The sequence below is a fragment of the Paenarthrobacter sp. R1 genome (assembly GCF_030264015.1).
Taxonomy (GTDB): Bacteria; Actinomycetota; Actinomycetes; order Actinomycetales; family Micrococcaceae; genus Arthrobacter; species Arthrobacter ureafaciens.
Map to the genome: position 1 here is coordinate 2,667,449 of NZ_CP127115.1, position 14,405 is coordinate 2,681,853.

The 14,405-nt window shown below is 61.9% G+C and carries 13 protein-coding genes; 9 read left to right on the top strand and 4 right to left on the bottom strand.

Annotated features, from left to right (window positions below):
• The first annotated feature begins 96 nt into the window (after positions 1-96).
• From dprA to QN084_RS13005, 3 genes are all read left to right on the top strand, one after another.
• Positions 97-1,005 carry a DNA-processing protein DprA gene (gene dprA, locus QN084_RS12995; RefSeq protein WP_069695258.1) on the top strand — a complete coding sequence of 303 codons (909 nt, stop codon included), beginning with the start codon at positions 97-99 and terminating at the stop codon, positions 1,003-1,005.
• A 579-nt stretch (positions 1,006-1,584) separates the two neighbouring features.
• Positions 1,585-2,604 (top strand): DUF4192 domain-containing protein, encoded by a 1,020-nt coding sequence (locus tag QN084_RS13000; protein ID WP_069695257.1) that lies wholly within the window; start codon positions 1,585-1,587, stop codon positions 2,602-2,604.
• A gap of 185 nt (positions 2,605-2,789) precedes the next feature.
• Positions 2,790-2,936, top strand: a complete 147-nt coding sequence (locus tag QN084_RS13005) for a hypothetical protein (protein WP_170828538.1) — start codon at positions 2,790-2,792, stop codon at positions 2,934-2,936.
• 209 nt (positions 2,937-3,145) lie between these two features.
• Here the strand turns inward: QN084_RS13005 and QN084_RS13010 are convergent, their stop codons facing one another.
• Positions 3,146-3,373 carry a hypothetical protein gene (locus QN084_RS13010; protein WP_069695256.1) on the bottom strand — a complete coding sequence of 76 codons (228 nt, stop codon included), beginning with the start codon at positions 3,371-3,373 and terminating at the stop codon, positions 3,146-3,148.
• Positions 3,374-3,922: 549 nt separating this feature from the next.
• On the opposite strand from QN084_RS13010, the gene QN084_RS13015 reads away from it, so the two are divergent.
• The 3 genes from QN084_RS13015 (at position 3,923) to QN084_RS13025 (ending at position 8,491) form a co-directional block, all read left to right on the top strand.
• Positions 3,923-4,870 (top strand): ParB/RepB/Spo0J family partition protein, encoded by a 948-nt coding sequence (locus QN084_RS13015; protein ID WP_285750104.1) that lies wholly within the window; start codon positions 3,923-3,925, stop codon positions 4,868-4,870.
• A gap of 119 nt (positions 4,871-4,989) precedes the next feature.
• Entirely contained in the window at positions 4,990-6,087 is a 1,098-nt protein-coding gene (locus tag QN084_RS13020) for a tyrosine-type recombinase/integrase (protein ID WP_069695298.1), read from the top strand.
• 43 nt (positions 6,088-6,130) lie between these two features.
• Positions 6,131-8,491: a tyrosine-type recombinase/integrase gene (locus tag QN084_RS13025; RefSeq protein WP_170828537.1), complete on the top strand. Its 2,361-nt coding sequence runs from the start codon at positions 6,131-6,133 to the stop codon at positions 8,489-8,491.
• A gap of 25 nt (positions 8,492-8,516) precedes the next feature.
• On the opposite strand, the gene QN084_RS24070 is transcribed toward QN084_RS13025, so the two are convergent.
• Positions 8,517-9,260, bottom strand: coding sequence for a trypsin-like peptidase domain-containing protein (locus QN084_RS24070; RefSeq protein ID WP_083261847.1), 744 nt, complete (start codon positions 9,258-9,260; stop codon positions 8,517-8,519).
• The gene (locus QN084_RS13030) at positions 9,260-9,811 is read right to left on the bottom strand and encodes a hypothetical protein (RefSeq protein WP_139126784.1); all 552 of its coding nucleotides are present in this window, start codon (positions 9,809-9,811) and stop codon (positions 9,260-9,262) included. Before QN084_RS13030 ends, QN084_RS24070 begins: the two co-directional genes overlap by 1 nt.
• 131 nt (positions 9,812-9,942) lie before the next feature.
• On the opposite strand from QN084_RS13030, the gene QN084_RS13035 reads away from it, so the two are divergent.
• The 3 genes from QN084_RS13035 to QN084_RS13045 all read left to right on the top strand — a co-directional run bounded on the left by QN084_RS13035 (position 9,943) and on the right by QN084_RS13045 (position 13,865).
• Positions 9,943-10,296 carry a hypothetical protein gene (locus tag QN084_RS13035; RefSeq protein WP_069695254.1) on the top strand — a complete coding sequence of 118 codons (354 nt, stop codon included), beginning with the start codon at positions 9,943-9,945 and terminating at the stop codon, positions 10,294-10,296.
• A gap of 153 nt (positions 10,297-10,449) precedes the next feature.
• Positions 10,450-11,547 carry a tyrosine-type recombinase/integrase gene (locus QN084_RS13040; RefSeq protein WP_166842607.1) on the top strand — a complete coding sequence of 366 codons (1,098 nt, stop codon included), beginning with the start codon at positions 10,450-10,452 and terminating at the stop codon, positions 11,545-11,547.
• Positions 11,548-11,891: 344 nt separating this feature from the next.
• Positions 11,892-13,865, top strand: a complete 1,974-nt coding sequence (locus QN084_RS13045; RefSeq protein ID WP_285751788.1) for a tyrosine-type recombinase/integrase — start codon at positions 11,892-11,894, stop codon at positions 13,863-13,865.
• 10 nt (positions 13,866-13,875) lie between these two features.
• Here the strand turns inward: QN084_RS13045 and QN084_RS13050 are convergent, their stop codons facing one another.
• Positions 13,876-14,382, bottom strand: a complete 507-nt coding sequence (locus tag QN084_RS13050) for a GNAT family N-acetyltransferase (protein ID WP_139126783.1) — start codon at positions 14,380-14,382, stop codon at positions 13,876-13,878.
• Between the last annotated feature and the right edge of the window lie 23 nt (positions 14,383-14,405).

Below are 14,405 nucleotides of genomic sequence, written 5' to 3' on the forward strand. Positions count from 1 at the left end.
GCTTCGCCAGCAGCCAAAACAACGGCGGGGGAGAGGGGAGCTGGCCACTCACCACGAGCGCCCCACCCACCGAATCCTCAGCAAAGGACACACACCATGAACGACCGCATCGCACGCGCCGCCCTGACCCGACTGTTCGACCCGCAGGACGTCACCGGCCGCACCCTCGTCGGCACTCTCGGCGCCTACGCCGCCCTCCGCGTCGCTACCGGTGACCAGCCCGCCCACACCTTCCGGCACATCACCGACGTCGACCTCACCGAAGCGTTGAACCGCTGGGCACCCCGGCTGCCCGACGTCGACCCCGAGCGGGACCTCGCCGAGATCGAGCACCTCGGTGGCGGCTTCCTCATCCCCGGCGACGAGCACTGGCCGACCGGCCTCGATGATCTGCCTGATGCACCGTACGGGCTCTGGTACCGGGGAAACATCACCCACGGCATCCCGGCCCCGGAACGGTCCGTCGCGCTGACCGGGTCCCGGGATTCCACCAGCTACGGCGCGGCCGTGACCGGCGACATCGCCCACCAGCTGGCCCAACGCGGCATCTGCGTCATCTCAGGACTCGGCTACGGCATCGACGCCCACGCCCACCGCGCCGCCCTTGCCGGGTTCAGCGGCGACGGGGCCGCGACGATCGCCGTCGCCGCCGGCGGCCTTGACCGCGACTACCCGTCCGGGAACGCCGACCTCGCCGCGGCCATCCGGGCCAACGGCCTGACGGTGTCCGAACAGCCCCCGAGTACCGCGCCCACGCGCTACAGGTTCCTCCAGCGCGGCAGGATCATTGCGGCACTGGCGGGGGTGACCTGCGTCGTGGAGGCCCGGTGGCGTTCCGGCGCCCTGCACACAGCGCACCAGGCCGAGACCATCGCCCGGCATGTTGCGGCCGTCCCAGGCAGTGTGCACAGCGCGAACTCCGCAGGATGCCACCGGCTCCTGAGAGACGGCGGAGCAATCCTGGTCACTGACGCGGCCGAGATCAGCGAGCTTCTAGCGGCCTAACCTCCCGAATGGTGACCGGTCCGGTGACAGGGCCGGTCACCGCTGGCGGTCCGCCGTCGTGGCGGCTCTAGTGGGTGGTTGCCGGCGGCGGACCGCCGAGGCACAGCCTGCACTCGGGTCCTGTCTGTGGCGCGTGGCACCGGCCGCGATCCTCGCCTCGGGTGACCGCCGGGGTCGGGGGAGCGGCTCGCCAGGGCGAACCGGGAAAAGGGCGGCCACTCCGCTTCGCTCCGTGACCGGCTGTTAGGTCCAGGGCGCGCCGTCGCAGAGCTCCTGCACGCCCTGGCCCTGTCCTCGTCTGCGACGTTTTGGCTGCTGTCCTTCGGATTGTACGTGCCCGCTCCGGCCCGTCTAGCCCCTCCTTCGTCGGGGCCTGCGTGCCGTGAATTTCCCTGCGGCGCTCCTGCGTCGCTGATTTCCTCCGGGAATTTCCCGTCCCTTGCCCCATGGGTAGACAGGCCTCCGTCGGGCACAGCTCCGCAAGCTTCGCCAGCAGCCAAAACAACGGCGGGGGAGAGGGGAGCTGGCCACTCACCACGAGCGCCCCACCCACCGAATCCTCAGCAAAGGACTTGAATCTTGACCAACGAACTCCGCATCAGCAGCCCTGCCGATATCCTCAGCTTCGTCCCTCACACCCTCGGGTTCGCACCCCGGGAGTCCTTCGTGTTCATCACCATGCGTGGGAACATGCTCGGCGCGACACTGCGTGTCGACGCCCCCACGGACACCAATGCGGCAGGTTTCGCCCGGGCCATGGCCGACTATCTCGCACTGGACACCGTAGCGAACGCTGCCGTGCTGGCCGTCTACACCGACCAGCCCGCCAGTGTCGGGGCGCCCCGCCCGTTCAACGAGCACATCGAGGCGATCGTCGAAACACTCGACGCCGCAGGAATGCCGCTCAAAGATGCATGGCTGGTCACTTCCGAGCACTGGAAGAACCTGCTGTGCGATGACCTGAGGTGCTGCCCCATCGAGTCCTTGGACTCCATCACGGACGGACACCTGAACGCCGAAATGATCTACCGTGGCAGCAGCTACAAAGACGCCCCCGGCACCACCTTCGCCCCGTTCAACGGACCGGCCGACACCGCCGAACAGATCGAACATGCAGGGCACGTGCTGCAGTACAGCGAGGAGATCAACGCCCGCGAACTGTGGAACCAGACCATCGAACAGGGCCGACCGGTCAGCCCGGAAACCGCAGTGCAGCTGCTGGCATGCTTCCAGTTTGCGAGCCTGCGGGACACCCTGATGTGCAACATCATCGAACCCGAACGAATCGACGCCGACGGCAGCGGATACTTGCTCCTCGGCGACGGCATCGCCCCGGATTGGGCCCGGGTGGACCGAGCCGAGAAAGCGGCCCAGGAACTGATCACCGCAGCCCCGGAAGGGTACCGGGCGCCGCTGCTGACCGTGATCGGCTGGCTCTACTACCTCAAGGGTCAATCATCTGTCGCCGCGGAGCACTTTACCGCCGCGCTGGAAGACGTCCCCGGGTACCGGCTCGCTGAACTCATGGAAGAAATCATCGGCCAAGGCAGGATCGCCCCAGTCGCCGCCGAGGAGGCCACAGCCTACAAGAAACGCTAACCATGAAGGGGCCGGGACCGGCATCGGTTCCGGCCCACAGGCGCGTCGGCGGCCTCCCCCGCTGGCGCTCCTCCGGCCGCCGATCAACGCTGACGCGGGCGAAGCAACACGGCAAACGCAAGAGACCGGGCCGTCGGGCTACAGTGGAAGAACCATACCGTCCACGAATGCCAGGGAGCAGCCACATGAGCCACGACTTCGTCCTTACCGAAGAAGATGCCCCCTCCGGCAATACTCATGCCGAAGACATCCTGGAACTGAGCATGCTCACCGCGGAACCCAATGCCACCGTCGTGGACATCTCTTGGGAGAAAAACCCACAAGACCTCTAACCCCCTGCAGCGATGACGCTGCGCCACGATTTTCCTTTTGCTGAGGGAAAACAGGAAGAGCCGGCACCATAATGGTGCCGGCTCTTCCGCCATCTCAGGACGGGGCGTCCCACCGGCCACGCGCCCCGCCTGGGTGCATCGATACCCATGGCTTCCGGCAAAATTTCAACGGACGGACTGCATGGTGGTGGAAACCGTCAAGCCAACAGTCACTCGCCTGGTTGTTTGGCCAACTCGCGCCACAGCACCGCGGCAGCCAGGGCGTTTAGCCCGGTGATAAACAGATCCCCCGCCGCAGGCCGTCCGATGAACAAATCGATGGCCACCAGCACGAGCGAGGCAGCTGCGGCGATGGTGAACAGCACCGCCAGAAGACGGAACCACCTAAGCCCGCGATGACCCCGGTCGGTTCCGGGCAGCGGTGCCGGATCAGTCATGCCCCAACCCTACTCAGGAGCCGAGATCCTGCTCGCAAGGCTCGCACCCTTTCGGGCGGCCACTCCGCTTCGCTCCGTGACCGGCTGTTAGGTCCAGGGCGCGCCGTCGCAGAGCTCCTGCACGCCCTGGCCCTGTCCTCGTCTGCGACGTTTTGGCTGCTGTCCTTCGGATTGTACGTGCCCGCTCCGGCCCGTCTAGCCCCTCCTTCGTCGGGGCCTGCGGTGCAGGAAATGTCCCTGCGGCGCTCCTGCGTCGCTGATTTCCTCCGGGAATTTCACGTCCCTTGCCCCATGGGTAGACAGGCCTCCGTCGGGCACAGCTCCGCAAGCTTCGCCAGCAGCCAAAACAACGGCGGGGGAGAGGGGAGCTGGCCACTCACCACGAGCGCCCCACCCACCGACAAACAACGAGGCGACGGGGAAGCCCGTCGGTCAGCCCGCACCCCACCCCCGACGCTTGACAAGACATAGAAGCATCGGGGGAGGAACCCAATCAGCTGGCCGGGTCACACCCCTCCCTCACCAATCCTCTGCAAAGGACACACAACCATGAACGCAACACCCACGCTCGAAATGCTCGACCCCACCACCCTGACCGTGGACACCAACGTCCGAAAAGAAGCCGGACTCACCAAAGAGTTCGTAGCCAGCATCAAAGAACACGGCGTGCTCGTGCCCGTCGTCGCCCACCGGACCGAGGACGGAACCGTGCATGTCCTGATGGGGCAGCGCCGCACCCTCGGAGCCATAGAGGCCGGGGCAGCGAGCATTCCCGTGCTCGTCGGGGCCACCCCCGAGGAAGCGGAACGACTCGCCACGCAGGTAGTCGAGAACGACCACCGCAGCGAACTCACTGACGGCGACCGCGCCGAAGCCTTCCACCAAATGGCACTGCTGGGAGTGAGTGCCAGCGTCATCGCCCGGAAGATGGGAGCCAAGAAAGCAGTGGTGGAAACCGCGCTGAAGGTCAAAGCGAACGCCACCGCTGCCCAGGCACTGGACCAAGGCCTGACACTGGAACAGTCAGCAGTGATCGAGGAATTCGCCGACGACGCCGACGCCGTGGCCACGCTCGAACGCCTCGCCACTGAGAACCCCGGCAACTTCGCCCACCGGGCGCAGCGGCTCCGCGACGAGCGCAAGAACAACGCCCTGCTCGCCGAAGCCTGCGCCGAGGCTGCCGCTAAAGGCCTCACCGTGCTGGAACAAGACCCCAGCTACTACGAGTACAAGGGAGCCGCCGCCCTGATCTCCGCACTGACCACCCACGAGGGCGAACGCCTCAGCGAGACGGACGCGGATGCGGTATACATCGGCATCGGATACAGCGGCTTGATGACAAGGTTCGCCGTCGCGGACTGGAAGGAACGTGGACTGCGGAAGGACGGCAAAGCCCCGGCAGGAGGCATGACCGAGGAGGAAAAGGCCGCACGCCGGGAGGTCATCGAAAACAATAAAGCCATGGACTCTGGCCTGTTAACTGAACTTCATCAGTAGAGTCTGGAGGAAGGTTCTCCGGAGAGGTGATGCTCGTGGACGACGTTCGGTTGAAATTGCTTGAGGGAAAAATTGGACTGCTCGCGGTAGGCGCGGTAGTCCCGAGAACGGAGGGTCTCATGCCCTTCGTCGTCGTGGGCGACGACGGGGCAGAGATTGAGGACGTCTCACTTTTCCTGCGTGATCTAGTTCTGAGTGACATGAGCCCTTGGACGGTGCGCTCTTACGGCAACGACCTGCTCAGGTGGTGGCGGATTCTGGGCCTGCTGGGTATTCCGTGGGAACAAGCGACGCGCTCGGAGGTCGAGATCCTCGTGGGGTGGATGCGTTCGGCGGTAAATCCTCAGCGGCGGGGGACCGGTCAGAGGGGCAGGAATCAGCGCACAGGTAAACGTCCTTTGGCCGACGGTTATGCGCCGTCGACGATCAATCACGCACTGTCGGTGATTTCGTCCTTTTATTCCTACCATGCGCGGTTCGGGCGTGGCCCGCTGATAAACCCGGTCCCTGAGCCCGCCGGACGGAAACGAATGGTCCGGCGGGGTCGGACCGAAACACTGCCACGGGCAAATCGGGCCCCGCTGCGGCAGAAGAAGTCCGAAGTAGCGCCCCGTTCGATCCCGGATGCGCTTCTTGATGACTTGATGGGCGCACTGCGCACCGACCGTGACCGCGCCCTCGTGAGTATGTACGTATCCTCCGGGGCCCGCGCCAGCGAACTGCTCGGCGTCCACGGCGACCAAGTCGACTGGCCCGGGCAGCGCGTATGGGTTGTATCTAAAGGATCCCGTCTGCTCGAACCGGTGCCAGTCTCACCAGAGTCCCTGCAGTATCTCGCGGCCTACTTCCACGAGCACGGAACACCACAACCTGGCCAATTGATCTGGCGGGCTCTCCACGGCAAACCCCGCCCATTGACCTATCACGCTGCCCGACGAATGCTGCAACGCGCAAACGCCGTCCTGGATACGGACTGGTCATTGCACGATTTCAGGCACACCACCATCAACCGCATGGTCTCCGACCCAAACCTGACCCTGCCTGAAATCATGGCTGTCAGCCGGCACCAGCAAGTTTCCTCTATGGCTCCCTATCTTCGGCCGCGAACCGAGGAAGTCTTCCAAAAGGTCCAGGAGCATTTGGCAGCTCCGAGGCCACAACCCACACTGACACCCGGTTACGACCCCGATGACTTCGCGGTGGTGTTCGGTGCCTAAGGACGACCTCAAACGGCCCCGGCAGCGGCCAATGAACGTGGCAGTGCCAGGCAGAACCCGGAACGAAACCGTCATCATCGCGGCCCCGGCCCCGGCTCCTGAAAAGCCACCATGGCTTGGTGAGGACCTGGATATGGCGAGCCCCGAGACCCTCATCGCCTTGGTCGACTCGATCTGGCCCCGCAAGCAGCCGCGTGAATCACTGCGCCACCATGGGCTGAAATGGCTGCTGTCCTACCTCGTAAGGCACTCGGGACGGACCTGGCAGGAGAAATGGGTAGCCTCCGGGTTCAACGACGGCAGCCGCAAGATCCGTGAGCTGACCACGGGAAACTTCCGCCTGGATGGTGAACTCGGGCATTCCTTGATGCTGCTGTGCTGTCTGCGTGTCATCAGGCCTTCGCTGGCAGCCTTCAAGATCAACTCCTTCTACCGCTACCACGAGCATTTCGCCCAAGCGCAAAAAGATCCGGATCTTGACCGTTTCCTTGCCCTGGTCGAAGAGCAAGACACCTCCGGCCACTTCAAACGCTGCGCACGGATGGATGTGGCCGCGGCGCTGACTACCCAGGGGATCCGCTTCGCGGACCTGACCGCTGAGGCGTTCCTGCACTACGCCATAGCCACGCGTGAAGGCGGTTGGGGCCGCGGCTACGAGACGCACGTCGGATACCTTGCCTGGCGGGTCATGTCCGAATCCGGGCACTTTCCCGCTCAAGTCCCGGCAACTCTTCGCGCAGCCATGCGCGCCCCAGCTCAGACGCCTGCTGAGCTGGTCGACAAATACGCCATCACCAGGTTCGAGATTCGCGACGTTCTCATCGCTTACCTCACCAGGCGCAGCCACGACATCGACTACGGCACCTTGCGGGACCTCGCTGCAGACATTTGCGGACGGTTCTGGGCCGGGCTCCAACAGATCAACCCTGACCAGTCGAATTTTGCCATTTCACAAGAAGACTACGAGATCTGGCGGGCCGCGGTCTCAGTCCGCAAAGACGGGAAACCCCGCCTTCACGTCGAGGCCGTGCTGACCAATGTTAGGGCGTTCTACCTCGATATCCAGGGCTGGGCGATCGAAGAACCAGAACGCTGGGCCCACTGGGTGGCACCGTGCCCGATCGCTGACAGAGCAACCCGCACGCGGGGCAAAATAGCCCGCCGCGCAAAAGAACGGATGGATGCACGAATCCGCCTCCTCCAGCCCGCACTTCCGGCCTTTGTCGCTGCCGCGACAGAACGCAAGGACCACTTCCACGAACTCTTGGCAACTGCCGGGGAGGCCAGCAAAGACCAGATCATTACCGTCGGAACAAAGCAGTATCAACGGCTTTTCGCCGAGGGAGACGCCAGACATCTCCGCTTCCACGGAACCGCCAACGTGCGCGTCATGGATCTGTCCACCAACTGCAAGATCAACGTGACTTTCACCGAGGATGCCGCCTTCTGGCAGTGGGCCGCCGTTGAAACCCTGAGGCATACAGGTCTTCGTTGCGACGAACTGCTTGATCTGTCGCAGCTGAGCATCCGTCAGTACATTCGCCCAAACGGCGAAGTGGTGGCCCTCTTGGTGGTTGCACCATCGAAGACGGACCGGGAACGGGTCATTCCCACGAGCCCGGAGCTCTTCCACGTCATCGCCACCATCATCCGGCGCCTGACCAGAAACAGGGAAAGCGTGCCCCTGGCAACCCGGTTCAACCGATCGGAACGTATCACCAGTGAACCACTGCCGTTCCTCTTTCAACGCACCATCGGCCAACGCACCGAAGTGTTCAACGCCGGAACGCTCCGCACTGCGCTGGCCAAACTCAGCGATGCCATTGCCATCGAACACCCCGAACTCGCGGGCACCCGCTTCACACCGCACGACTTCCGCCGCCTGCTGGCCACAGACCTGGTCAACAATGGACTGCCCATTCACATCGGCGCTGCACTCCTGGGACACCTCGACATACAAACCACCCACGGCTACGTCACAGTCTTCCGCGAAGACGTCGTCCGGCACTACCAGAAACACCTCGCCGATCGCCGTGCCGCCCGGCCGCCCCGGGAATACAAAGCGCCGACTGAAGCCGAATGGGCCGAATTCGAGGAACACTTCGACAAACGCAAAGTAGAACTCGGCAACTGCGGACGACCTTACGCCACCCCCTGCGAACACGAACACGCCTGCATTCGCTGCCCCATGCTTCACGTCGACCCCCGCATGCTCCAGCGCCTTGACGAAATACAGGAAGACCTCACGGCACGACGAGAACTTGCCGAAACCAGGGGCTGGCTGGGGGAGCTTGAAGGCATTGATCTGACCCTCAAATTCCTTGGAGACAAACGAACAGCAGTACAAGCACGGAGCGGAAATGGAGCAGCCCATCTTGGCATTCCAACAGTCCCGAAGTCCTGAGAGCGGCCTGACAGTTCACCCAGGGCTAGAGGACCCCGTCGCAGGAGGAGGCACTCGAAATACCCGACGGATTATCCAGAGCTTTACGCAACACACTCACAGGGACAGCGAACCGGTCCCCGTCGGATGCATAAACAACTCCGACTATTTGACCGCGATCATTGATTAGCGGGCTTCCCGAGCTACCGTGCTCAATCGGTGCGTCATTGACCAACATGGGCAGCGACGACCAGCCCACGGGATCAGCCCCGTAACCAAGGACCTTCCCACGCGTTGTCGTCAGCGGACCACCAAGAGGGTATCCAACCGCCGTGACCCGCGACCCGGTGGACGGATCGCTGCTGGCAAGGGGCAGCCAAGCGGGGAGGGATTCCTTGGTCCATACCAGCGCCAGATCAGCGACAGCGACCGAACCGGTCGCCGTGACGGATATGTCATGGCCATCAAACGTGCTGACCTGAAGGATCGCAGCACCGCCTATCACGTGACGGTTGGTCACAAAGACATGCTCGGAGATCGCGAAACCAGAGCCACTGGACACACTGCCGCAGCCCACGTTGCGAACCCGCAGCGCAGCGCGTTCATAAGGGCTGAAACCTCCCGTCGGCGTTGGCATACTCACACTGCTGGGCGTGGGGCTCGATGCCCCAGACGGCGTCGCGCTGACCTTGGAGGCTGGGGGAGCTGGTGGCATTCCACACGAGGCCAGGCCCAGCACAGCCAGCAGCAATAGCGTCAGCCCCCACGAACGGGATAACCGCCGAGCCATCAGCGGGCCAATTCCTTGGAAAGGTTGTCACTATCGGTTCTGGCCTTGTTGCACCCGTCGTTGATCTGACGGGCATAGGACAGAAGGGATGACGGTTCATAGGAGTCAAAATTGACCAGGTACGTTTGCAGCTTCTGCAGATCCTTGATGCAAGCGTCCATACTTGCCGTGACGTTCTGCGATTTGGCGACCAACGTGGCGGCAACGGCAAAGCTGTCGCCAGCCTGTGCCTTCTCATTCGACAGGGAACGGATCCGTTCGGTGGAAGCATCGAAATCAGCGGTCACTTTGTCCAGCCGCCCCCGCAGGTCTTCCGCTTCAGCTCGGGCATCATCACGTTGAGTGGTCATCTCGTCCAAAGCCTTGTCCGAGCTCACCGCAGCATCCCGCCATTCCACAGCGGAATGAGTTGCATAAGCGAACCCAACCCCCAAAACGACAGCTACTAACGAAAGAGCGATAATCGACACGATCGCCGGCCAACGACGCCTCTTTCGAGGAACGACGGGCGACGGCACTCCGCGACCTGCATCGAAATCAAAGACAGACATCTGGCCCCCTCAGAACGCTGCCCTATATAAGCGGGCGACAGCGCGACTTCTGGATTCTATGCCGTCTCCGCCCCCGGTGGTGCAATTTCAGGACATTGCCGCCTTCACTTGCAAAGTGCAGAGAAGCCGAGGTGGTACGCAGGGAATTCGTCAAAACCCTGCTGGCACGCAAGGCCCTGCCAAAGAACGCCCAGAAGTTCATCGCCCACACCATTGCCTACGCCAGCTACATCCTGACCAAGGCCCTGAACAAGACCGAACTCACGGCCGAACTGCTGGGCACCGGCACCGGGTATGGCGAGTTCACAGCCTACGTGGACAAGCCCACCACCAAACCCGAAACGGTCACCCTCGCCATGATGATCACCGCCTACGAGGCAAACATCGACCGCACGAGCTGGCGGAGTAGCAACAGCAGTAACCGCTACTACCTCACCCAGCTCACGGCATGGGGGTATGTTGACCGGACTAAGCGGGTTGGTTAATCTCGGACCACCAACGGACACTTGGAGTCGCCCGGTATGGCCACTAAGACGCAAGACGGATCCGACGAGGCACGTCCTAAAGGGGCTGTAAAAGCGATCCCTGCCGCGCCGTACTGGCAAGTCGTGGGGCCCGACGGTGCCCCAATACGGAGCGTGGAACATTACCTGAAGGACTTCTGGGCCAGGGGAATGAGTTCTGCCAGTGTTGAGTCCTATGCGCGGGATCTTCTGCGGTGGTTCCGTTTTCTTTGGGCTACGGGCAAGGTCTGGAATCCTGTTAGCCGTGATGATGTCCGTGATTTCGTGGCTTCCTTACGTGAAGCATCGAAGGACGTGGGCAGGCGGCGGCCAGTGCCGGCCTTCAACGAAGTCTCCGGCAAGCCGTATTTAACAGACCGGTATTCGCCGCGGACTATCAATCACAATCTGTCCGTGCTCAGCGCGTTCTATGACTTCCACTTGCGAGCCCTAACGGGCCCTCTGGTGAATCCGGTGCCAGAACGAATGGGACCGCATGGGCGTTTCGGAGCTCACCACAATCCTGAAAATGCCTTCCAACAAGGGCCGCGGGCTCATTACCGGCAAAAGGTCCCCGTGCAGGCACCTCGGTCTATTCCCGATGAAGCTTTTGAAAACCTTTTTCACGCGTTGGGATCCGACAGAGACAGGGCCTTGGTTGCTTTCTATGTCTCCAGTGCCGCCCGGCCATCCGAACTGGTCGGTCTAACGAACGGAATGGTCGATGTTGGACAACAATGCATTTCGGTAGTACGTAAAGGAAGCGGAGCAATCCAACGCATCCCCGCTTCGCAGGAAGCTTTCACATGGTTCCGGCTATACCAAGAGTCCCTGCCCCCCGATCTCACCAAATCTGCAGCTTCTGCGTGGTGGACCCTTCGAAAGCCCTTCCGGCCACTGAACTATGAAGCAGCGCGGGGCATCATTCGCAGAATAAATACGATGCTGGGCGCCAACTGGACTCTCCACGACTTTCGACATACCGCTGCCATCCGCATGGCACGCGATCCCAATCTTTCACTCACGGACGTCCAGTCCGTCTTGGGGCACGTCCACATCACTTCCACCGAAACGTATCTGCGGCTCCGGGACGATGAAGTGATCGAACGAGTCAACAAGCACTTAGTCGCAAGAACCACAGCAGACGATAGCCCTGACGTCGGGGTGGAACAGCACTCCTCGTATTCAGCAGAGGACATGACTGAACTCTTCGGAGGAACCACATGGCAATAGTCCGAGACTACGTCCGCCCGCTGCCTGCACCGCCGACAACGGAACCAGCCCACGAACCACACGACCCTGTTCCGCGCCGGTCGCTACTCTCGCAGGCAGAGCTGCTGCAACAGGCTGAGAGGCTGGCTGGCGCCGACGAAGTATCGCTCCGCGGAGTCCGCACTATCTTGACCGCCTTGACCGAATTCGAAGGACAGACGTGGCAGCAACGGTGGGAAAACGCTGACTGCCAGGACCCAGGAAATGACTGGAAGGACCAGCTTGGGAGCCCTTGGAAGGGCATCCGTCTGAACAGGGCCAGGTTTGAATCGGCCAACGGAATCGCGGATCTCATCGCGTTGGACGTGATCCGGCCGAGCTACACATGGCTTCGGAACGCCAGACCCAGGTTCCACCGCATCCGAGAAAACAGGAACCCGGAATTCTTCGCTCGAATGAAAGAGCACGGGTCCGGATTGGATGTCCGACAGTCCAACGTCGGTAACGGCCTCACCGTTATGACAAAGGTCTTGGCGCACACCGGGCTCTCTGTGAATGATCTCCGGCCCGAACACTTGCTTGACTACAGGGAATACCAGCTCGAACGTAAGCAAAAGCCCGATGGTCTGACGTATGTCTGGTCGATGCTCAAGGACCTTGGAGTCTTTGATTCCTCGATCCCTGGACTGTTGCAACTGGTCGCAGTGAAGCGTCCAGGTGTTGAGGAGATGGTTGACTCCTACGGGATCCAAAGCCAGCCGGTTCGAGACATGCTGGTGCGATACCTCAAGACCAGAGAGATTTCGGTGGACTACTCCACCCTTCGCTGGATGGTCTACGAGCTGGTGAAGAATTTCTGGCTCGATGTCGAAGCCCACAACCCGGGAGCGAACAGCCTCCGGTTGAGTTTCGAAGAGGGACGCGCCTGGCTTAGCCGCTTTATGCAGGGCTCGATCACGACCAAACACCGCACCCTTTTCATGGTCAGGGGTCTTTACCTGGATATTGCGGCCTGGGCCACGGACGATGCCTACTGGGCTGAATGGGCGGCGCCTCCTTTCCTGACCCGGGAGGATACGGCCGGTGCCAACAAGAACAAGCGACGAACCCAGGCCCGTATCCACCAACGGATCCGCGATCTGAGCCCGATACTGCCAAGACTCCTCGAGAGCACTGACAAGGAGCTCAAAGATGCTCAGGCAATCCTGGCCGCCGCCATGGCGGTGGAGCAAGGGCAGGAGTTCGAGCACCAAGGGGTGACCTATCGCCGCCGGGAGATGAGTCGAAGCAGAAAAAGCTGGCCTCGCGGCTCCGGGCGGGTATGGGTAACAGGTGGAGAGTTCGAACGTCGGGTCGACCTCACCCAGCGGGAAGAGAGCTGTTTCTGGAGTTGGGCCCTGACCAACACGCTCAATGAGACCGGCGTGCGAATCGAAGAGCTCGTGGAGATCACTACGCATGCTTTTTCCATTTATAGGCTCCCGGACACCGGCGAGGCACTGCCTCTGCTGCAGATCGTTCCCTCGAAGACGGACAGGGAACGAATACTGCTGATCTCTCCGGAACTCGCTCACGTCTTTGCCCAGGTTAAGAGGCGCGTCTCGACACCTGACGGACGCGTCCCTCTTGCGGTGCGCTACGACTCAGCCGAGCGCACGTACAGCCAGCCTCTCCCACACCTGTTTCAGCTCAGGTGCGGCAGTGAACGCCGAACCATGTCACCGGAGTGGGCCAGAATCGCCATCAAGGACGCAATCAACAGATCCGGTCTCAGGGACGAGAACGGTGATGAGTACAAGTTCACACCCCACGATTTCCGCAGACTTTTCGCCACATCAGCCCTCGCCGCCGGCCTTCCGATCCATATCCTGGCCAAGCTCATGGGGCATCAAAACATCTCCACAACGCAGGGTTATGCCGCCGTTCACGACGAGGACACCCACCGGCATTTCAGAGGCTTCCTCGATAGGCGGCGCGCCCTCCGTCCTGCCGAGGATTACCTCGAACCCACCGAGGCCGAAATCAACGAATTCCACGAGCATTTCAAGAAGCGAAAGGTCGAGCTCGGTAGCTGCGGACGTGCCTACAACACACCCTGCATCCACGAACACGCCTGCATCCGATGCCCGGTACTCCGACCCGACCCCGCACAACGCCCACGACTCAAGGAACTCATCGAAGCCCTAGAAGACCGGAAGATGGAAGCCGAACAACGAGGGTGGCTAGGCGAACTCGAAGGTATCGACATCAGCCTAAACGCTGCACGGGAGAAGCTGGCCCGCATGGCCAGGCAGGTCTCCCTGGGTGTTCCGTCATTTCCATCGGGCCCCAAGGACTAGAACGGCCTGCTCAGAACACCATGCTGAACCAGGACCCTTTGCCCGCCAGCGGAATATTCACCTGCGCCCGGCCAATCATCAGCTGAATCTCTGCGCCAGGCGGAAGCACGCTGAAGCCGCACGCCCGGTAAAACGAGGCCGACTCCGGCTCGGTCACGCCATAGAGACGCTTGAATCCCTGAAGTTGGGTGAGCAGCTCCTTGACCAGAGTACGGGCGACCCCCTTCCGTCGACAGTCTTCGCGGACCGCCAGGCTATAGATCATGGCGTGATCCCTGATGCCTTGGCTGACTTCCGAAGCTGGAAGTCCATGACTGACATAGGCCCATATTTGCTCCGCTGCCGCGCCCGCATGAAGGGCCCCGATTAAGCCGACAGCGTCCCGAACGGTGAGGATGTATGACGGAAACCCCTTAAGGGGATCAATCGCCCGGGCCATCAAGGGGAACCGGTTGACATCGTGGATGTGAGAGGTGAAGAACGCCTCGATTTCCGATCGCTCGGCATCTGAGTTCACGCGGTCAATTTGAACATGGAGCA